General features: G+C 64.7%; 19 protein-coding genes. 11 read left to right on the forward strand and 8 right to left on the reverse strand.

Features of this window, described 5'->3' with window-relative positions; genetic code table 11:
* Positions 1-2 precede the first annotated feature (2 nt).
* Positions 3-983 (reverse strand): ADP-glyceromanno-heptose 6-epimerase, encoded by a 981-nt coding sequence (gene rfaD / locus A7X65_RS20285; protein ID WP_063687996.1) that lies wholly within the window; start codon positions 981-983, stop codon positions 3-5.
* 169 nt (positions 984-1,152) lie between these two features.
* On the opposite strand from rfaD, the gene waaF reads away from it, so the two are divergent.
* The 3 genes from waaF (at position 1,153) to A7X65_RS20300 (ending at position 2,810) form a co-directional block, all read left to right on the forward strand.
* Complete coding sequence (gene waaF / locus A7X65_RS20290; protein WP_063687998.1) at positions 1,153-2,223, forward strand: lipopolysaccharide heptosyltransferase II; 1,071 nt, start codon at positions 1,153-1,155, stop codon at positions 2,221-2,223.
* Between the two features lie 92 nt (positions 2,224-2,315).
* On the forward strand, positions 2,316-2,498 hold the full coding sequence (locus tag A7X65_RS20295; RefSeq protein ID WP_063688000.1) for a hypothetical protein: 183 nt from the start codon (positions 2,316-2,318) through the stop codon (positions 2,496-2,498).
* Between the two features lie 3 nt (positions 2,499-2,501).
* On the forward strand, positions 2,502-2,810 hold the full coding sequence (locus tag A7X65_RS20300) for a hypothetical protein (RefSeq protein WP_063688002.1): 309 nt from the start codon (positions 2,502-2,504) through the stop codon (positions 2,808-2,810).
* A gap of 208 nt (positions 2,811-3,018) precedes the next feature.
* Here the strand turns inward: A7X65_RS20300 and A7X65_RS20305 are convergent, their stop codons facing one another.
* Positions 3,019-4,056 carry a glycosyltransferase family 4 protein gene (locus tag A7X65_RS20305; RefSeq protein ID WP_063688004.1) on the reverse strand — a complete coding sequence of 346 codons (1,038 nt, stop codon included), beginning with the start codon at positions 4,054-4,056 and terminating at the stop codon, positions 3,019-3,021.
* Between the two features lie 126 nt (positions 4,057-4,182).
* Between A7X65_RS20305 and galE the strand changes: the two genes are divergently transcribed.
* From galE to A7X65_RS20320, 3 genes are all read left to right on the forward strand, one after another.
* Positions 4,183-5,196: a UDP-glucose 4-epimerase GalE gene (galE, locus tag A7X65_RS20310; protein WP_063688006.1), complete on the forward strand. Its 1,014-nt coding sequence runs from the start codon at positions 4,183-4,185 to the stop codon at positions 5,194-5,196.
* A 120-nt stretch (positions 5,197-5,316) separates the two neighbouring features.
* Positions 5,317-7,119 carry an ABC transporter ATP-binding protein gene (locus A7X65_RS20315; protein ID WP_063688008.1) on the forward strand — a complete coding sequence of 601 codons (1,803 nt, stop codon included), beginning with the start codon at positions 5,317-5,319 and terminating at the stop codon, positions 7,117-7,119.
* 37 nt (positions 7,120-7,156) lie between these two features.
* Complete coding sequence (locus A7X65_RS20320) at positions 7,157-7,858, forward strand: fumarylacetoacetate hydrolase family protein (protein ID WP_063688010.1); 702 nt, start codon at positions 7,157-7,159, stop codon at positions 7,856-7,858.
* 66 nt (positions 7,859-7,924) lie between these two features.
* Here the strand turns inward: A7X65_RS20320 and A7X65_RS20325 are convergent, their stop codons facing one another.
* Positions 7,925-8,383 carry a YybH family protein gene (locus A7X65_RS20325; protein ID WP_063690628.1) on the reverse strand — a complete coding sequence of 153 codons (459 nt, stop codon included), beginning with the start codon at positions 8,381-8,383 and terminating at the stop codon, positions 7,925-7,927.
* Positions 8,384-8,511: 128 nt separating this feature from the next.
* Here A7X65_RS20325 and A7X65_RS20330 point away from each other — a divergent pair, with 128 nt between their 5' ends.
* Positions 8,512-9,054 (forward strand): Spy/CpxP family protein refolding chaperone, encoded by a 543-nt coding sequence (locus A7X65_RS20330; RefSeq protein WP_063688012.1) that lies wholly within the window; start codon positions 8,512-8,514, stop codon positions 9,052-9,054.
* Positions 9,055-9,056: 2 nt separating this feature from the next.
* Positions 9,057-9,782: a sulfite exporter TauE/SafE family protein gene (locus A7X65_RS20335; RefSeq protein WP_063688014.1), complete on the forward strand. Its 726-nt coding sequence runs from the start codon at positions 9,057-9,059 to the stop codon at positions 9,780-9,782.
* Between the two features lie 89 nt (positions 9,783-9,871).
* Here A7X65_RS20335 and A7X65_RS20340 read toward each other — a convergent pair whose 3' ends face one another.
* The 3 genes from A7X65_RS20340 to A7X65_RS20345 form a co-directional block, all read right to left on the reverse strand.
* On the reverse strand, positions 9,872-10,801 hold the full coding sequence (locus tag A7X65_RS20340; protein ID WP_063688016.1) for an aspartyl/asparaginyl beta-hydroxylase domain-containing protein: 930 nt from the start codon (positions 10,799-10,801) through the stop codon (positions 9,872-9,874).
* A gap of 143 nt (positions 10,802-10,944) precedes the next feature.
* Positions 10,945-11,100, reverse strand: a complete 156-nt coding sequence (locus tag A7X65_RS42705; RefSeq protein ID WP_167358277.1) for a hypothetical protein — start codon at positions 11,098-11,100, stop codon at positions 10,945-10,947.
* 146 nt (positions 11,101-11,246) lie between these two features.
* Positions 11,247-12,170, reverse strand: coding sequence for a LysR family transcriptional regulator (locus tag A7X65_RS20345; protein ID WP_063688018.1), 924 nt, complete (start codon positions 12,168-12,170; stop codon positions 11,247-11,249).
* Positions 12,171-12,372: 202 nt separating this feature from the next.
* Between A7X65_RS20345 and A7X65_RS20350 the strand changes: the two genes are divergently transcribed.
* The 3 genes from A7X65_RS20350 to A7X65_RS20360 are packed head-to-tail and all read left to right on the forward strand — an operon-like array spanning position 12,373 to position 14,622.
* Entirely contained in the window at positions 12,373-13,083 is a 711-nt protein-coding gene (locus A7X65_RS20350; protein WP_063688020.1) for an SDR family NAD(P)-dependent oxidoreductase, read from the forward strand.
* Between the two features lie 16 nt (positions 13,084-13,099).
* Positions 13,100-13,336, forward strand: a complete 237-nt coding sequence (locus A7X65_RS20355; protein ID WP_208608619.1) for a tautomerase family protein — start codon at positions 13,100-13,102, stop codon at positions 13,334-13,336.
* Positions 13,337-13,368: 32 nt separating this feature from the next.
* Complete coding sequence (locus tag A7X65_RS20360; protein WP_063690631.1) at positions 13,369-14,622, forward strand: MFS transporter; 1,254 nt, start codon at positions 13,369-13,371, stop codon at positions 14,620-14,622.
* Positions 14,623-14,640: 18 nt separating this feature from the next.
* On the opposite strand, the gene A7X65_RS20365 is transcribed toward A7X65_RS20360, so the two are convergent.
* Both A7X65_RS20365 and A7X65_RS20370 read right to left on the reverse strand, forming a co-directional pair.
* A complete protein-coding gene (locus A7X65_RS20365) occupies positions 14,641-16,110 on the reverse strand; it encodes a flavin-containing monooxygenase (RefSeq protein ID WP_063688028.1) in 1,470 nt (489 codons plus the stop codon).
* An 80-nt stretch (positions 16,111-16,190) separates the two neighbouring features.
* Complete coding sequence (locus A7X65_RS20370; RefSeq protein ID WP_063688030.1) at positions 16,191-18,392, reverse strand: hypothetical protein; 2,202 nt, start codon at positions 18,390-18,392, stop codon at positions 16,191-16,193.
* Between the last annotated feature and the right edge of the window lie 3 nt (positions 18,393-18,395).

Here is an 18,395-nt window from a genome sequence, read left to right on the forward strand (position 1 = left end):
CCTCAGCGGAAGCGGTCGGGCCGGTCGAGATAATCCCCGACATAGGCCTTTACCGCGTCCTCGAGTGTCGTGAAGCCGCCATTGTAGCCGGCGCGGCAGAGGCGATCGACCTCGCTCTGGGTGAAGTACTGGTAGGCACCGCGGATGCTCTCGGGCATGTCGATATATTCGATATTGGGCTTGGCGCCGAGCGCGGCATAGGCAGCCAGCATCAGATCCTTGAAGCTGCGCGCCTTGCCGGTGCCGACGTTGAAGAGGCCTGAGACGGAGGGCGTTGCCAGCAGCCACATGACGACGCGCACGACGTCATCGACATAGATGAAGTCGCGGCGCTGGTCGCCGTGGGCGATGCCCTCGCGGTGCGACTTGAACAGCTGCACGACGCGGCCGGCCTTGACGTCGTCGAAGCGTCGCGCCAGCACGCTCATCATCGAGCCCTTGTGGTACTCGTTCGGGCCGAACACGTTGAAGAATTTCAGGCCTGCCCATTGCGGCGGGAGCGGATCGCCGTTGGCGACGCGCCCGGCGACCGCGAGATCGAACATGTGCTTGCTCCAGCCGTAGAGATTCATCGGCCGCAGCTTCTTCAGCGCCGTCAGCGAAGCGTCGTCGTCGAAACCGGTCTCACCGTCGCCGTAGGTCGCCGCCGACGAGGCGTAGATGAACGGCACGGCGCCGGCCGTGCACCACTCCAGCAGGCGCATCGACATGCGGAAGTTGGTCTCGAACACGAGGTCGCCGTCGGTTGCGGTGGTCGCGGAGATCGCGCCGAGATGGATCACGGCATCGAGCTTGCGGCCCTTCAGCCAGTCCATCAGTTCGGCCGGCGGCACGATATCCACAAGCTGGCGCTTGGCCAGGTTCCGCCATTTGCCGTCGCTGCCGAGCAGGTCGCAGACCACGACGTCGCTGCGGCCGGCGTCATTGAGCGCGGCCACGACATTCGATCCGATAAAACCGGCCCCGCCGGTCACCAGCAACATTCCACCTACCTGCCCGATTTCTTAAGGTCCGATCCTGCCGTAGCGCATCATCTGCCAAAGTGTAAGCATTTTGGGCGGGCGCTTTGGACTTGCGCTCTCCCGGCTTTACGTTCCGGCCCGGAGCAGCTAACCGAACCGCCACATCAGCCCTCTTCGGTCCTATTAACGAATGAACCAAGATTCGCAACTTAGTGGAGACGCAGACCGGAGCGACACGCGCCCGATCCTGATCGTTCCCTATATGTGGATCGGCGATTTCGTGCGGAATCACACCGTGGTGCGGGTCCTGAAGGAGCGCTGGCCGAACCGGCCGGTGGATCTCCTGACCACGTCCCTGTGCGCCCCGCTGGTCGATTACATGCCCGGCGTGCGCCAGGGCATTGTTTGGGACCTGCCGCGCAGCCGGCTGGCCGTAGGCCGGCAGTTCGGGCTGGCGAAGCTTTTGCGCGAGCGGAACTACGGCACCGCCCTGGTGCTGCCCCGGACCTGGAAGGCGGCCATTGCGCCGGCGCTGGCCGGCATCCCCGAACGGGTCGGCTTCGTCGGCGAGTTCCGGTTCGGCCTGCTCAACCGCTGGCGCTGGGGCGAGAAGAAGCTGCCCCGCTTCATCGACAAGAACGCTGCGCTGGCCCAGCCCGACGGCGCGCCCCTGCCGCCGGAATGGCCGGTGCCGCAATTGCGGGTCCCTGCCGACGAGATCGCCCGCTGGCGCCAGGCCAACGGGCTCAGCACCGGCGCCGCCGTGGCGCTTGCCCCCGGCTCGGTCGGCGTCTCCAAGCGCTGGACCTATTACCCGGAAGCCGCCCGTCTCCTGGTCGAGCGCGGCCTCGAGGTCTGGGTGGTCGGCGGCCCCGCCGAAAAAGGCCTCGCCCAGGAGATCGTCGCCGCGGGCGGCCCCAAGGTGCGGGACCTCACCGGTAACGATTTGCGCAACGGCGTGATGGCCATGGCGGCGGCCGGCGTTGCGATCTCCAACGATTCCGGCCTGATGCACATCGCAGCCGCACTCGGTACGCCCACCATGGGCATTTTCGGCCCCACCAGCCCCTATCTCTGGGCGCCCCTCAACGGCCTTGCCGCGACCGTGGTCCAGGACAAGAGCGTGCTGTCGTGCCAGCCCTGCCAGAGCACGATCTGCAAGATGAACGACCATCGCTGCATGCGGGACATCGCGGCGAGCGAGGTGGTGGCGATTGCGCAGCGCGTGCTGGGGGAAGCTGCCGCACGGGTCACGACCTGAGCGGCGCCGCCATGCGTGGCGGCCAGCCTAACATATGTTGCTTACACCCCCGGGAAGAATTGGCATCCTCTTGCTTCAAGGGGAAACAGCCAATGGACGAAGACTTCATCAGGAGACGCGCCGAGCACATCCGCGAGCTCGCGACGAAGGCTGACCCTTTCATCCAAAAGCGTCTGCTCGATCTTGCAGACAGCTATGAGCGCAGGCTTCGCCCGCCGCCGCACACGGCAGCGCGAGCAACCGGCGTCTATTCGCAGCTGCAGGCGCAGCGCTAGGGAATGCCCACGGAAAAGGAACGTGAGAGCCGGCGCGTCGCCTTCGAGCGGCCGCTGACGGCGCAGATGATGGCAATCGACGGCACCTGGCGTCGTCCCTGCCTGGTCAAGGACGTGTCCGAGAATTCGGCCACGCTGCGCGTCGAAACCTCCATCGAAGGCCTCGCGCTGACCGAGTTCTTCCTCGTGCTGTCCTCGACCGGGCTTGCCTATCGCAGGTGCCAGCTCGATCGCGTCAATGGCGACGAGCTTGAAGTCAGCTTCCTGCGCCAGAACGCGAAAAAGAAGCCGAGCCGCGAGGCGTCGGTCTGATCGAATCGCGCGGAAGGCGCGGAGTCCGGGCCTGCAGCGGCGGTGCGATCGGGCGTTTTGGGATGCTACCTGCGTAGCACTGTTTTGCCCGACGGGTCAAATCGACTTCGAAAAATCCGCAAGAGGCGACGCCCGCCGCCAAGCCGTTGATTCCGTTATTGCCAGCTACTGTGCATGGGGTTGTTTTCGCAGTTTTGTTGAGCGGCGCTTACAGCAGCGGCCGATAGACCTCGCCGATCCGCGCCGCTTCGGCATCGAGGCTGAATTTTTCGAGCACCCGCGCCCGCCCCCGCTCGCCCATTGCCGTCGCAGCCGCGACGTCGCGCATCAGCGGTTCGAGTGCTGCGGCCAGCGCATCCGCATCCCCGGTCGGAATCAGCACGCCGGTGACGCCCTCCTCGACCACGAGCTCGGCCGCGCCGGCGCGCGCGGCGACCAGCGCGCTGCCCGCCGCCATCGCCTCGATCAGTGTCAGACCGAAACCTTCGTTGCGTGAGGTGAAGGCGTAGATGGTCAACCGCTGATACCAGCGCTGCACCGCTTCGATTTCCAGTTCGCCGGTGATGACGATGCGCGCTTGCAGGCCGGCGGCCTCGATGCGCTTCTTCAGATCGTTCGCGAAGGGCGTCTGCTCGGCGGTGATTTGCCCGACGATGACGGCGGTGAAATCCGGATGCTGCGGCAGCAGGCGGCACATCGCATCGACGAACACGTCGGTGCCCTTCTGCGCGCGCACGCGACCGAAGCAGCCGATGGCATAGCGGCCCGGCAGACCGCTTTCGGCAAAGGCCGCGGCGCGATCGGTCGGCGGCGCATAGACGTCGGTGTCCACGCCATGCGGGATCACGGTCGCCTTCACCTTCAGGAACGAGGCGGAGATATCTGACGTCGCGATGATCGCGTCCATGCGGCGGATCAGCCAGCGCGTGATCCATGAATGATGCCGCTGCGCCGCCGAGGTGAACACCAGCTTCAGCGGCCAGCCGAGCGCGCGCAGCACGACGCCCGCGATCATCTCGTTGTTGCGCCGCGCATGCCAGATCAGGGGCTGCCTGCGGCGCCAGAGCTTGAAGAGCTCGCTCCCGCCGAGCCGCGCAATCCCCTCCGGCGCGTCGGAGCCGAACCAGGCGGCGCGATACAGCTTCGCCAGCCGCGGCGCGACCATCCGGTTGGTCGCGGTGACCCCGGAATAGCGCCTGTGCAGATTTGGCACGATCACTTCGAGATCGGCTGGGGAATTCGCCACGTCATGCTCCGTTTCGAAAGGTCCCTATACGCAACATTAAGCATAGTGACCAGTTCAGCCGCGCCGATACCCCCTCTTCACCACGCAAGCGCTAGCTTTGCGCGTTGATCGCAGACGGGTGAGACCATGACTGTGCTAGTCACCGGCGGCGCCGGTTATATCGGAAGCCATACGGTCCTGGCGCTGGCGGAAGCCGGCGAGGACGTCGTCGTGATCGACGATCTGTCGACCGGTTTCTCGGCCTATCTTCCCGAGGGCGTGCCGCTGTTCATTGGCGATGCCGGCGACGAGAACCTGCTCGAGGGTGTGATCGCCCAGCACAACATCGAAAGCATCATCCATTTCGCGGGCTCCGTGGTCGTGCCGGATTCGATGCGCGATCCGCTCGGCTACTACCGCAACAATTTCACCACCGCACGCAACCTGCTCAACGTCGCGGTCAAGCGCGGCATCGGCCGCTTCATCTTCTCCTCGACCGCCGCGGTGTACGGCAATCCGGACCAGGTGCCGGTGCCCGAGCACGCGCCGACGCGGCCGCTGTCGCCTTACGGCTCCTCGAAGCTGATGACCGAGATCATGCTGCACGACGTCGCCGCCGCCTACGGCATGCAGTACGTCACCTTGCGCTATTTCAACGTCGCGGGCGCCGATCCGCAGGCGCGCATCGGGCTCGCCACGGTCGGCGCGACGCATCTGCTCAAGATCGCGGTCGAAGCCGCCACCGGCCAGCGTGCCAAGATCGACGTGTTCGGCACCGACTATCCGACCCAGGACGGCAGCTGCATCCGCGACTTCATCCACGTCACGGACCTCTCGCAGGCCCATCGCTCGGCGCTCGCCTATTTGCGCAATGGCGGCGCCTCGACAACGCTGAACTGCGGCTACGGCCGCGGCTATTCGGTGCTGGAGACCATCGACGCCGTGCGGCGGGTTTCGGGGCGCAGCTTCGCGGTCCAGTACGCCCCGCGCCGGCCCGGCGACATCATGACCATGGTCGCCGACACCAGCCGCATCCGCGGCCTGCTCGACTGGAAACCGCAATACGACGACCTCGAGACCATCGCAGCCCATGCGCTGGCCTGGGAGGACAAGCTGTTCCGCGAACGCCATGGCGAGCTCCGCCACGCCGCCTCGGCCTAGAATCGTCCCCAGCGCAAGCCCTTAATTGGGCTTGAAAAACCCCGCTTGAGCGGGCACAGAGGCCCATCGATCCCTGACGCGCGGGCAGGCTTTTAAGCCTGAGCCGTCAATGGACACCGGATGGCTCAGTTTCCAAAGAAAATCACCGACGACCCCTATGCGGCAGCGGTCCTGATTCGCCGCCTCGTCACCGAACAGGGCGTCGTCTACTGGCGGCGCTACCTCGTCGCCTTCGCGCTGATGGCGCTCGCTGCGGGCTCGACTGCCGGCGCGACCTATGTGCTCGGCCAGGTCATCAACCAGGCCTATGTCGACAAGAACATCCCGGGCATCGCGATGTTCTCCGGGATCACGGTGGTGCTGCTCTTCATCAAGGGCGTCGCGACCTACGGCCACATGGTGATCCTGACCAAGATCTCCAACACCATCCTCGCCACCAACCAGCGCCAGCTGTTCGCGAAGCTGATGCGCGAGAGCGTCGGCTTCTTCTCCGAGCGTCATTCGTCCGAGTTCCTGGCGCGGCTGACGGCCGGCGCCAAATCCATCACCGACGTGCTCAACATGCTGGTCAACGCCATCGGCCGTGACCTGTTGATGCTGCTCGCGATGATCGGCGTGATGGTGTGGCAGGACCCGCTGATGTCGTTCATCGGCCTCGTCGCTGTGCCGCCGGCGATGCTGGTGCTGCGCAAGCTGGTCAAGCGCATCAAGGGCCTCGCCTTCAACCAGTTCACCGGCACCGCCGACATCATGGAGACGATGCAGGAATCGCTGCAGGGCATCCGCACCGTCAAGGCGTTCACGCTCGAAGAGACCATGCAGAAGCGCATCGACGAGAACATCGCGATCGTCGAGCGCAACGCCAACAAGATGGCCCGCGTCGCCAACCGCTCCAATCCGCTGATGGAGATGCTCGGTGGCTTCGCCGTCGCCGGCTGCCTGATGTACGGCGGGTACGCCGTGGTCGCGCTCAACGCCACGCCCGGCGCGTTCTTCTCGTTCATGACCGCGTTCCTGATGGCGACCGAGCCGGCCAAGCGGCTGGCGCGGCTCAACATCGACCTCAACAGCCAGCTCGTCGGCGCCCGCATGCTGCTCGAGATCATCGACAGCCCGGCGAGCGAGCGGTCAGACGACGACAAGCCGGCGCTGAAGCTCTCCGACGCCCGGATCGAGCTGCGCGATGTCAGCTTCTCCTATCGTGCCAACGAGACCATCCTCAACCGCATGAGCTTCGTCGCCGAGCCCGGCAAGGTCACCGCGCTGGTCGGCCCGTCCGGCGGCGGCAAGTCGACCGTGCTGGCGCTGCTGCTTCGGTTCTACGAGGTGACGCAGGGCGACATCGTGATCGACGGCCAGTCGATCGGCGCGATCTCGCGCAAATCGCTGCGCGCCCAGACCGCCTATGTCGGCCAGGACGTCTATCTGTTCCGCGACACCATCCGGAACAACATCGCCTTCGGCAAGCCGGGCGCGAGCGAGGACGAGATCATCGAGGCCGCCAAGGCGGCCTGCGCGCACGATTTCATTGCGGGCTTCCCGCTCGGCTACGACACGCCGGTCGGCGAGCACGGCACGCAACTCTCCGGCGGCCAGCGCCAGCGCATTGCGGTGGCGCGCGCGCTGCTCAAGAACGCGCCGATCATCCTGCTCGATGAGGCCACCGCCGCGCTCGACTCGGAGTCCGAGCGGCAGGTGCAGGAGGCGATCGAGCATCTCTGCCAGAACCGCACCACCATCGTGATCGCGCACCGCCTGCACACCATCATGCACGCCGACGCCATCCTGGTGGTCGAGGGCGGCGAGATCGTCGAGCAGGGCCGCCACGACGAGTTGCTGCGCCGCTCCGGCCGCTACGCCTCGTTCTTCCGCCTGCAACATCGCGACGCCGGCACTCTGGCGCCGATCAGCGCAACCGCATAGAGTTCCTTCACCCCACCAAGAGCAGCGAGACCGCTCCATGAACGCCGCCTCCTACGTCATCCCGCTCCCGCCCCAGGCTTCGCTTCCCGTCGTCGGGGAGAGCGGCCGCTTTCCCGTGCGCCGCATCTGGTGCGTCGGCCGCAACTATCTCGAGCACATCCGCGAGATGGGCAATGACGAGCGCGCCCCGCCGTTCTTCTTCGCCAAGCACGCCGACATGCTGGTGCCCGACGGCGCCACCATTCCCTATCCGCCGCTGACCAAGGACCTGCATCACGAGGTCGAGCTGATCGTCGCGCTCAAGAGCGGCGGCCTCAACATTCCCGCCGAGAAGGCGCTCGACCATGTCTACGGCTATGCCGTCGGCATCGACCTCACCCGCCGCGACCTCCAGATCGCCTCGCGCAAGAAGGAGCGTCCGTGGGAGATCGGCAAGTCGTTCGACGGCTCCGCGCCCGCCTCCGCGGTGCAGCCGGCCTCGAAGATCGGCCACCCCACGAAGGGCAAGATCTGGCTCACGGTCAACGGCAAGGAAGCCCAGACGGGCGATCTCGAGCAGATGATCTGGAACGTGCCGGAGACGATCTGGCAGCTCTCCCAGCAGGTGAAGCTCGCCGCCGGCGACATCATCATGACGGGCACGCCGGCCGGCGTGTCGCAGCTGCAGCCCGGCGACAAGCTCGAATGCGGCGTCGACGGCGTCGGCACGCTGAAGGTCAGCATCGGCCAGCCCGAGTAGGCTCCGCGACATATCGAAATCGAAAGGCCCCAGACACGTCCGGGGCCTTTTCTATTCCGGTCGCGTCTACCAGGCCTTCACCGGCCGGTTGGCGTGGCTCGCCTGCGGCACACCGCGATTGAGCGACATGTGCGAATGCACGCACAGCCAGCGATCGCCGTTCTTCGAAAAGATCATGGTCGCGCGGCCCGGGCGCGCAAACGCGCTGCCATCGGGGTGATAGCCCGTGCTGGTCCATGGCGCGATCACCGTCGCCATCGTGCCGTCAGGTGAAGCCAAGACCGAGATCTGATCGAGGACGAAACGGAAGTCGCTCGTCTTCGGCCAGACGTTGTCCCACTGTGTCGCGACCCATTGATCGAGCCCGGGGATGACATCGTTATGCGTGCCGAAGGCCAGCACATCAGGATGGAAGAGCGGCCGCGCCGAGGCATAGTCGACCTCGCGGACATAACCCGCAAAGGTTTCCAGCCACCCGCGGAAGAATTGCGCGATCTCGATGTTCGCAAGTGGCAAGGGCACCATTGCCTGCTCCATGTCTGGCTATCCGATCAAGGCAATCCTGTTGCCACGGCACGAACCATCCAGCAAGATATGAGAGCGCCGGTGAAGATCGAACGACGAACCGGCGCTGATGTCATGGAGCCAGTCTCATGAGACGCCTTGTCCTGCTTGCGGCCATGCTTATCGTCACCTGCAGCGCTGCCGGCGCACAGTCGGGCCAGCCTTATGCCGGCATGGAGCAGCGCTCCATCAAGGCTCTGTCGCATCAACAGATCGACGATCTCCGGACTGGACGCGGCATGGGCCTGGCACTTGCCGCTGAACTCAATGGCTACCCGGGCCCGAGCCACGTGCTTGAGCTCGGCGACCGCCTTGAGCTGACACCGGATCAACGCGTTCAGGTCCAGCGCCTATTCGATGCCATGAAGGAAGAGGCGATCCCGCTGGGCCACAAGCTGGTCGAGCAGGAAATGGAGCTGGACCGGCTGTTCTCGGCCCGCGTCGTCACATCGGAGTCGCTCAGGGCGACCATTGCCGCCATTTCCGAAACCCAAGCTCGGCTTCGTGAGGGCCATCTCAAGTATCATCTGTCGACCGCAGTCTTGCTCAGCCAGAGCCAGACGCAGCGATATGCGGAGCTGCGAGGCTATTTGCGCCCCGACAGCTCCGAAGGACACAAGCACCGTCACTAGCAATGCTGACGGTCTGCTTCGCTGTCGTCTCGCTTCTCTATGCGACGGTCGGACAAGCCGGCGGCACGGCATTTCTTGCCTTGATGGCCTTTGCCTCGTTTCCTCCAAACGAGATGCGGCCAACGGCTTTGCTGCTGAATATCGTCGCAGCCACTTATTCCACGTGGCTGTTCAATCGCGGCCGCCATATCGACTGGGTGAAGCTCAAGCCGCTTCTGGTCGCCTCACTGCCGACCACCCTGCTCGGCGCATCCATTGTGCTCAACGACGACATCTACCACACACTGACGGGGCTCGTGCTCCTGCTTGCAGCGGTCGTCCTGATCATGGGGCGGAGCGACGGCACTGCGCCCGATCACGTCACGCCGCTGTGGGCCGCTACATGCACGGGCGCCGGTGTCGGTTTCATCTCCGGGCTCACCGGCGTCGGTGGCGGCGTCTTTCTCGCCCCCATCCTGGTCGGAATGCGCTGGGCCTCGCCCAGACAGACGGCGGCACTCTCCGCGCCATTCATCCTCGGCAATTCCACTGTTGGCTTGCTCGGCACGCTCTATGTGGGACAGGTGCCATCGCCCCAGACCTGGCTCTATGCCTTGAGTGCACTGGCGGGCGCGATGATCGGGACCACGATTGGCCTGCGATGGTTTTCGCAGGCGGCAACGCGTTACATCCTCGCCGCCGTTCTCGGCTCTGCCGGCGTTCAACTCGTGGCGTTCGCAGCCAGATGATGCTGGGCGTCGTCGGGGGATTCGGCGTCAGCGCCGTAGCCCGGATGAAGCGCAACGCAACACAAGCTAGGCTCTTCGCCGATCCGCACCTACTTCAGCGCCGAAAACACGATCAGCCCAAGAACCAGCGCCGTCAGCGAGTATTTCAGCGTGTAGTAAACGTTGCGGTTCCACTCCTTGACCTTGCGGCTGCCGAGATGGATCTCGTAGAGCTTGCCGAACACCTTGTTGAGCACGCCGACACTCTCGCCCTCGACGTTCTGGGTCGCCGACGCCTTGACGATGTGGTGGCTGACCCAGCGGTTGATCGCGGTCATGAAGCCGAACTTCATCGGACGCTCGACGTCGCAGAACAGGATGATGCGGTTGACGTCGGTCTGGTTCTCGGCGCTGTGGATGAAGGTCTCGTCGAACATGAAGGCCTCGCCATCGCGCCAGACGCATTCGACGCCGTCGACGAGGATGCGGCACTTGTTCGAGTTCGGCGTGACGAGGCCGAGATGGTAGCGCAGCGAACCGGCGAAGGGATCGCGGTGCGCACCGAGCTTGCCGCCCGGCGGCAGCATCGCGAACATCGCGCCGTGCACGCTCGGGATCGACTTGAGCAGCTCCACCGTCTTCGGGCACAGCGTGTTCGCCGACGGCAGGAAGTCGTCGTACCATTTCAGGTAAAACCGCTTCCAGCCGCTCTTGAAGAACGAGTAGAAGCCCCAGTCGTTGTTCTTGGCGGCCGCGCGGATGAAACCTTCGTCGAACAGGCGCACGGCCTCGTCGCGGATGGTCTCCCAGTTCTCGCTGAGCGGCTTGAGCTCCGGAAACTGATCGACCGAGATCACCGGCTTGTTCGGCACAGCCGAGCCCGCATACATCAGCACGTTGTAGGGTGCGAGATAGGTCGAGTGATCGCCAAGCTGGCGCGCGAAGCGCAGCCGCTGCTTGCCGCGGAAGTGAACGTAAATCGTCGAGGCCGCAAGCACGTACAGAATGACGAGTTGCGGCGCAAAAAGCTGTTTCAGCATTTCCCCAATCCCAAGTGACCCAGCCGGGGTGTCGTGTAACCCGGCCCGACCCCACCGGGCAAGATATCACCGGTGGGTTGTGGTCACGCTCAGGAGAGCGGAGGGGATGGAACCTGGAGCGAAACGGACCGAAACGAGCCGAATCACGTCCGGGACAGCGCCTGCAGGCCCTTGAAGGTCAGGCGCTTGGGGTCGGTGACGCCGGCGAGATAGAGCTGGCGGATAAAGGCGACGACAGCGCTTCGGTCGCAATCGGTCAGCGCGACGACGGCGTCGACCGCGATCTTCTGGGCTTCCATTGGGCTCACCTCGGCCTTGCGAGTAACCCCGGCCGAGACAGGCTAGGACTCATCGGTTAAGCCGACCTTAACCGTTTGGGAACCATCGCCGATTCAGGCAGCCCACCGTATACGCGAAACAACGCATTGCGGGCGCGCGAAGCGGCTCAAGCTGCGCCGATGCTCTTCTTCAGCAGTGCAAACTGCTTCTTCAGCCGGGGTACGGCGAAATCGGTGAAAGCGCGCACCTTGGGCACCGACAGCCGGCCCTGCGGGCAGATCAGATGCGCCGGCATCTCCGGATCCTCGTCGTCCGCCAGCACGATCTCGAGCTCGCCGCGCCCGACCTGCTCGGCCACCTGGTACGAATACATCCGCGCCACGCCACGCCCGGCGACGGCAGAGGCCACCGCCGCATAGGTGCTGTTGACGAGGAGCCGCGGGGTGAACTGGACCGAGCGCGGCGCCGACGAGCCCGGCTGCGGCGCAAAGGTCCAGGAATTGGGCAGATGCGCCATCGCCACGATCTGGTGCTTGGCGAGATCGCCGGGCTCGGTGATGCGCGGGTGCTGCTTCAGATAGCGGGGCGCGGCCACCACGACGCGGCTGATCGCGCCGACCCGCATGGCCACCATGGCTGAATCCGCCAAAGGGCCGATCCGCAGCGCGACATCGACGCCCTCCTCGATCAGATTGACCGCGCGGTCGAACAGCAGAAGCTTGGCCGACACGGTCGGGTACGCGTCGAGAAACGCATCGAGGATCGGACGCAACACCATCTCGCCCGAGACCACGGGGGCGGTGATCGTGAGCAGGCCGCGCGGCGCCGTGCGCGGTCCGGCGGCGATGTCCTCGGCCTCCTCCAGCTCGGTGAGCACGCGGCGGCAGATCGCGACATAGCGCTCGCCCTCCTCGCTCAGCTTGATCGAACGGGTGGTCCGGTGCAGCAGCTCGACGCCGACCCGCTCTTCCAGGAAGGCGATGGCACGGCTCACCGCCGCGGGCGAGCGGCCCAGCTTGCGTCCTGCCGCGGCGAGGCTGCCCTCGTCCACCGCAAGCACGAACACATTCATCGCATCCAGACGATCCATGCGAGCCCCGTCGCCCCCGAGATTTCAGCTGCAGGCTAGGCGCTCGCCGCCGCCGCGACAACCGCCGATCCGGCATTCGTTCGCGCCGCGAAAGAGTGTCTGCCGGACGGCGGATATTCGCAGCCGGGCCGCGGGGGCGTACCTCACACGGCAAGCCAGCCGCTGCTGGCGCAGGTTCTCAAGCCAACCACAGGAGCCCGTCATGGGTATCGAGCAGAAGGTCGCCATCATCACCGGTGCATCGCAGGGTATCGGCGCCACCCTGGTCCAGGGTTTTCGCGATCGCAACTATCGCGTCGTCGCTACGGCGCGCTCCATCAAGCCTTCGGGCGACGACGACGTCCTCGCCGTCCCCGGCGACATCGCCGACCGGTCCACCGCAGAGCGTGTGGTGTCGCAGGCGATCGCCCGCTTCGGCCGGGTCGACACGCTGGTCAACAATGCCGGCATCTTCGTCGCGAAGCCGTTCACGCAGTACACGGCCGAGGATTACGCCGCGGTGATGGGGACCAACGTCGCGGGCTTCTTCAACATCACCCAGCTCGCGATCGCCGAGATGGAGAAGCAGGGATCCGGTCACGTCGTGCAGATCACGACCACGCTGGTCGACCACGCCAATTCCAACGTGCCGTCAGTGCTGGCCTCGGTGAGCAAGGGCGGGCTGAACGCCGCGACGAGATCGCTCGCGATCGAATACGCCAGGCGCGGCATACGCGTGAATGCGGTGTCGCCCGGAATCATCAAGTCGCCGATGCACGCCGTGGCAACGCATGCCCAGTACGGCGCGATGCACCCGCTTGGCCGCATGGGCGAGATGTCCGACATCGTCGATGCCGTGCTCTATCTCGAGGGTGCTTCCTTCGTCACCGGCGAGATCCTGCATGTCGACGGCGGCCAGAGCGCCGGGCACTGATCCGAGGAGATCCACGATGCCCATCGTCACCATTCAAGTGACCCGCGAAGGAACGACGCCGGGAACGGCGTCGCTCACGGCGGATGAGAAGGCCGCACTGATCAAGGGCTCGAGCGAGCTGCTGCGCGACGTGCTCGGCAAGCCGCTGGATTCCACCTTCGTCGTGATCGAGGAAGTCGACACCGACAATTGGGGCTGGGGCGGTCTGCCCGTTCAGGAATTCCGGCGCCGCCGCGTCGCCCAAACGGGATGATCCGCGCGCTCCGGTGCGCGCAGGAGGATGACATGACCAACGCAGATACAAAGCGACAGATCGAGACCCGGCCGCATCAGCGGCCGGGCTCAAACGCGCGATCAACTTCGCAAGCCACTTCACAACAAACCTGGCGATACGCGGTGGCCGGCCTGTCCGCATCGCTGGTCGGGCTCGGCCTCGCCCGCTTTTCCTACACGCCGCTGATCCCAGCCCTGATCGCGGCAAAGTGGTTCAGCCCGTCCGACGTCGTCTATCTCGGCGCGGCGAACCTTGCCGGCTATCTCGCCGGCGCACTCGCGGCACGCGCCCTGGCAAGCCGCATCGGCGCAGTCCGCGCGCTGCGGGCGATGATGCTGCTCGCCACACTCTCCTTCTTCGCAAGCTCGACGCCGGTGTCGTTCACCTGGTTCTTCGCCTGGCGCTTTCTTTCCGGCCTCACCGGCGGCATCATCATGGTGCTGGCGGCCTCCGTCATTCTGCCGCACACCGCTGCGGCGAGGCGGGGCATCGTCGGCGGCGTGATCTTCGCCGGCGTCGGGCTCGGCGTCGCCGCATCGGGCACGCTGGTTCCGCTGCTGCTGCAGCAAGGCTTGCAGCAGAGCTGGTATGGCCTCGGCGTCCTCTCCGCCCTGCTGACGCTCGCCAGTTGGTGGAACTGGCCCGCGGACGCCAGCAATGATGCCGCACCTTCGCACCAGGCCAAACCGCATCGCGCATCTCCCGCGGAGCGCGCGCTGCTGCTCCAGTACGGCCTCAACGCCGTGGCGCTGGTGCCTCACATGGTCTTCATCGTCGATTTCGTGGCACGTGGCCTCGGCCAGGGCATTGCGGCGGGATCGCGCTACTGGGTGCTGTACGGCCTCGGCGCCATCGTCGGCCCGCTCCTCACCGGCCATCTCGGGGACCGCTCAGGTTTCGGCCCGGCCTTGCGCGCGGCGTTCCTGATCGAGGCGGCGGCCGTGCTGCTCCCGACCGTGAGCACCGCACCGCTCTCGCTGATCGTGTCGAGCGTCGTGGTCGGCGGCTTTACGCCCGGCATCGTGCCGCTGGTGCTCGGACGCATCCATGAGCTCGTGCCTCATTCGACCGAACGGCAGCGCTCGACCTGGAGCCACGCCACCACCAGCTTTGCACTGTTCCAGGCGGCGGCCGCTTACGGCTTCTCATGGATCTACGCGCAGACCGGCGGCGACTATCTGGTCCTGTTCGGTCTTGGCGGCGCCGCCGTGGTGCTGGCCCTGGCAATCGATCTGGCGCTCGCGCTCACCACGCGCGAGGCATAGGGGCAGGCGACGGCGCGATCAGGAATATCGCATCACGCCGTCGTCGATCCGGCCGAAGCGCAGCGAGACGATGTCGAACGCATAGTTCTGGTACAGCCGCCACGGCCGCTTCGAACCCTGCTTCGGCATCTTGGCGATCGAGCGCTGCACATAGCCCGAGGTGAAGTCGAGCGAGGGCTGCGCGGTGATTTCAGGATCGTCATTGTGCGGCATGCATTGCCGGAAATTGTGCCGGTCCATGTAGTTGATGAGGCGGCAGACATATTCGCAGGTGAGATCGCATTTCAGCGTCCAGGACGCATTGGTATAGCCGAAGGCCGAGGCCATATTCGGCACATCCGCATACATCATGCCCTTGTAGGTCAGCGTGCTGGCGAAATCGACGGGGCGGCCGTCGACGCTGACCTCGAGGCCGCCGACGACCTGCAGCACCAGGCCGGTTGCCGTCACGATGATGTCGGCGGCAAGCTCGCGTCCATCCTTGAGACGGATGCCGTCGCGGGTGAACGTGTCGATCTCATTGGTGACGACGGAGGCGCGCTGCTCGCGGATCGCCTGGAAGAGGTCGCCATCGGGCACGAGGCACAGCCGCTGGTCCCAGGGATTGTAGCGCGGCGTGAAATGGGTGGCGATGTCGTAGTCGGGCCCGAGCGCCATGCGGACGCCACCGAGGATCAGGTTCTTCACCTTGTCCGGCCGGCGCCGGCTGAGCTGGAAGAAGAACATCCCCCACATCACGTTGCGCCAGCGGATCAGATGATAGGCAAGCTGCGCCGGGAGATTGCGGCGCAATTTGTTGGCGAGCGGATCCTGCGCCGGGCGCGACACCACATAGGTCGGCGAACGCTGCAGCATGGTGACTTCAGCGGCCTTCTTGGCGAGCTCCGGCACCAGCGTCACGGCGGTCGCGCCCGAGCCGATCACGACGACGCGTTTTCCCGCGTAGTCGATATCCTCAGTCCATTTCTGTGGATGCACGATACGGCCCGCGAAATCCGCAACGCCCTTGAACTCGGGCGTGTAGCCGGCCTCGTATTTGTAGTAGCCCGAGCACATGAAGAGGAAATTGCAGGTGAAACGCACGATCTCGGTCGCGCCCTCGCCTGTCGTGCGCTCGGCCTCGACGGTCCAGCGCGCCTCCGGCGTCGACCATTCCGCACGCTTGACGCGGTGGTGGAAGCGGATGTGCCTGTCGATGCCGTTGTCGGCCGCCGTGTCGCGCACATAGTCGAGAATCTGCGGCCCGTCGGCGATCGCCTTCGGATCGGTCCACGGCTTGAAGGAATAGCCGAGCGTGAACATGTCGCTGTCGGACCGGATGCCGGGATAGCGAAACAGGTCCCAGGTGCCGCCGATGCAGTCGCGCCCCTCGAGGATGACGTAGCTCTTCCCCGGACACTTGGTCTGGAGATGATAGCCCGCGCCGATGCCTGATAGCCCGGCACCGACGATGAGGACGTCGAAATGTTCGTTGTCACGCGCTCCCATAGGTTGATTAGCGCGCGATTGCCGAAAAAATCAACCACCAAACGATGCGCGGGACCCGCAACACACGTGTCGGACCGCCCTCAGGCCACGGTTCGCAGGTGCGGCACGCTCGGCTGGATGCTCGGCTGCGTGCTCATATTGTCCGCCAGACGGGCACGGAACGTCGGGTAGCGCAGCGCCTCGAGCGGCGAGAGCTTCGCCAGGTCGTAAAGCGGGGTACGCAGCCAGGTCTCCCTTTCCTGCCGATCCTCCGGCACAAAGTCCGGCAGCTTCCTGGGTGACAACCCATCCCACAGCTCCCGCCGCCGATACAGCAGTGCAGAGACGGCAAAGACGCCGGCCATCACGGCCCACATCAGGCTTGCCAGCAACGCGTTCGGCCATTGCAGATCAACGGCGTTCGAAAGCTTCCGGTAGTTCTGCAGAGCCGCGAATGCGGGTTTCATGCTCGCTATCTGCATTTGCAGGACATACAGATTGGACATGACCTCGCCCTTCGATAAGGTCGACAAGAATCCGCCAAGCTCGCAACCAGGCTTGAAGAGCTGCCGCCCACCGCCCAGGTCGCCCATGGTATCGCATTCCGTCACGATCGCAGACAGGGCTTCGGGCTCATAAACACTCTTGTCGCCCTTGAGGATATTCGCTCTCACATTCTGCAGCGCGGTTTCCAGGTTTCGCACGGACGCCTGCGATACAGAGGTGCGGAACCAGCTGTCTTCGTCCCTCTTGTCCTGATTGACCTTGTCGATGTTGCCGAGGGTGATGAGCGCCGATTCCACGTATTGCAGCGGCGTGCTGCTGACGATCGTATAATCCGACGGCCAGTACAGCACGAATGCGAATACGAAGGCGATGATCGAATAGCTGCCGCCTGCATAGAATGTCATCTTGAGCAGCTCGACGCGATTTGTGCGATAGCCCACGGTGGCGGCGACCGCCTCCTCCGTCGGTGGCGAACTCGCAGCCCAGCGCATCAACATCTGAAAAAGCAGGGTGGACGGAAGTGCTATCCCGAACGCCATCAGGAGCATCGCATAGAACCGCCCGCTTCCGCCCTGGTGAACGGCAAATGTCACCAACGCCGAGATGATCGTGATGGCGATCGTGTTGAGGATCGCGCAGCGAATGATGACATCCGAGCTGTACTTCCAGTCGCCGCTCGCCAGCCGTTTCTCCCGCCAGCGCGTGACGAAGAATGCGGTGAGCAGAAACACGAGAAAGGCCAGCGTGAGGTGCCACTTCTGCTGGACCGATTCATCCTGAAACTGCATCGCCCTGACTTTCATCAGGATCAGGAAGACCGACGCCACGCCACCGAGATAAAACGCCAGGTGAAAAATGAATGTCGCGGGCGAACGTGGCGCGGGCGTGCTCACGTTGAGCCTGATCGACCTCAGCTTGGCGTTGACGGCGGTCTCGTTCTCGCAGGCGCGCCACAGGATCGACGCCAGGAACACCGCGAGCGCATTCTTGAATGCGTCGATCTTCCGCGAAACATCTTCGCCGAGGTCACCGCGATCGAGCTCCTTGGTCAGGGCCTCGCGCTGCTCGCGAACGAACCCGAACGCACGCTCGTTCTCCGGCTGTCGCATCACCGGCTTGAACTGATCGTCCCGATCCCGCAACAGCTCGAGCCGCGAATAGAGAAACTTGGCCCGAATCCAGTTTTGCCGGGAGCCTTCCTGACTTTCCTCGATCAGGGCCTGCGTCGGCGGGGAGAGCTCTCCTGCGGCGCGCAGCTCTTCGTCTGTCAGCGGAAAGCTGCCGTCGAGCGCGACCGCAAGGTTGGTCACCGCGTAGGGGATGTAGGCCGCTTCATGGGCGATGGATCGGAGCCACCCCTCCATTCGGCCGAGATACTTGTCGTCGTCGCGGCTTCCGATCAATGTGATGATCGATGTCGCCGCGAGCGGCCACACCGAATTGTCGATCTTGCCGTCCGAGCCGCCGGGAATGTAGGACAGAACGGGCGCAATCGCGGTCGGGCCGATCGCCAGCAGGATGAAATAGAAGCCCAACATCAAGCCGACGTAGATCGCCAGACCCTTCATGTATCGCGAATGCGACGTGAGCGATTCCGGAGCCAGCTCGATGAATTCGCCGACCGTCGTCTTGGCGTAGGTGGGAACCTTGTAGTGATCGGTCGCAAAGACAACGACCACAAGGACGCCGAACAGGAATGAGGCAATCTGCGAGCCCGTAATCTGCTGAATGACAGGAGGAAGATACTGCGTCCATGCGCAGAAGGTGGAGAAAACGGAATATGGGCACTCCATCATCGT

It is taken from the genome of Bradyrhizobium stylosanthis (genome assembly GCF_001641335.1).
Classification (GTDB): Bacteria; Pseudomonadota; Alphaproteobacteria; order Rhizobiales; family Xanthobacteraceae; genus Bradyrhizobium; species Bradyrhizobium stylosanthis.

What these genes read in the sequence shown, in the direction of transcription:
- rfaD (WP_063687996.1), bottom strand. Translation starts at nt 983, where the DNA reads ATGTTGCTGGTGACCGGCGGGGCCGGTTTTATCGGATCGAATGTCGTG.
- waaF (WP_063687998.1), top strand. Translation starts at nt 1,153, where the DNA reads ATGAACCAAGATTCGCAACTTAGTGGAGACGCAGACCGGAGCGACACG.
- A7X65_RS20295 (WP_063688000.1), top strand. Translation starts at nt 2,316, where the DNA reads ATGGACGAAGACTTCATCAGGAGACGCGCCGAGCACATCCGCGAGCTC.
- A7X65_RS20300 (WP_063688002.1), top strand. Translation starts at nt 2,502, where the DNA reads ATGCCCACGGAAAAGGAACGTGAGAGCCGGCGCGTCGCCTTCGAGCGG.
- galE (WP_063688006.1), top strand. Translation starts at nt 4,183, where the DNA reads ATGACTGTGCTAGTCACCGGCGGCGCCGGTTATATCGGAAGCCATACG.
- A7X65_RS20315 (WP_063688008.1), top strand. Translation starts at nt 5,317, where the DNA reads ATGGCTCAGTTTCCAAAGAAAATCACCGACGACCCCTATGCGGCAGCG.
- A7X65_RS20320 (WP_063688010.1), top strand. Translation starts at nt 7,157, where the DNA reads ATGAACGCCGCCTCCTACGTCATCCCGCTCCCGCCCCAGGCTTCGCTT.
- A7X65_RS20325 (WP_063690628.1), bottom strand. Translation starts at nt 8,383, where the DNA reads ATGGTGCCCTTGCCACTTGCGAACATCGAGATCGCGCAATTCTTCCGC.
- A7X65_RS20330 (WP_063688012.1), top strand. Translation starts at nt 8,512, where the DNA reads ATGAGACGCCTTGTCCTGCTTGCGGCCATGCTTATCGTCACCTGCAGC.
- A7X65_RS20335 (WP_063688014.1), top strand. Translation starts at nt 9,057, where the DNA reads ATGCTGACGGTCTGCTTCGCTGTCGTCTCGCTTCTCTATGCGACGGTC.
- A7X65_RS20340 (WP_063688016.1), bottom strand. Translation starts at nt 10,801, where the DNA reads ATGCTGAAACAGCTTTTTGCGCCGCAACTCGTCATTCTGTACGTGCTT.
- A7X65_RS42705 (WP_167358277.1), bottom strand. Translation starts at nt 11,100, where the DNA reads ATGGAAGCCCAGAAGATCGCGGTCGACGCCGTCGTCGCGCTGACCGAT.
- A7X65_RS20345 (WP_063688018.1), bottom strand. Translation starts at nt 12,170, where the DNA reads ATGGATCGTCTGGATGCGATGAATGTGTTCGTGCTTGCGGTGGACGAG.
- A7X65_RS20350 (WP_063688020.1), top strand. Translation starts at nt 12,373, where the DNA reads ATGGGTATCGAGCAGAAGGTCGCCATCATCACCGGTGCATCGCAGGGT.
- A7X65_RS20355 (WP_208608619.1), top strand. Translation starts at nt 13,100, where the DNA reads ATGCCCATCGTCACCATTCAAGTGACCCGCGAAGGAACGACGCCGGGA.
- A7X65_RS20360 (WP_063690631.1), top strand. Translation starts at nt 13,369, where the DNA reads ATGACCAACGCAGATACAAAGCGACAGATCGAGACCCGGCCGCATCAG.
- A7X65_RS20365 (WP_063688028.1), bottom strand. Translation starts at nt 16,110, where the DNA reads ATGGGAGCGCGTGACAACGAACATTTCGACGTCCTCATCGTCGGTGCC.
- A7X65_RS20370 (WP_063688030.1), bottom strand. Translation starts at nt 18,392, where the DNA reads ATGATGGAGTGCCCATATTCCGTTTTCTCCACCTTCTGCGCATGGACG.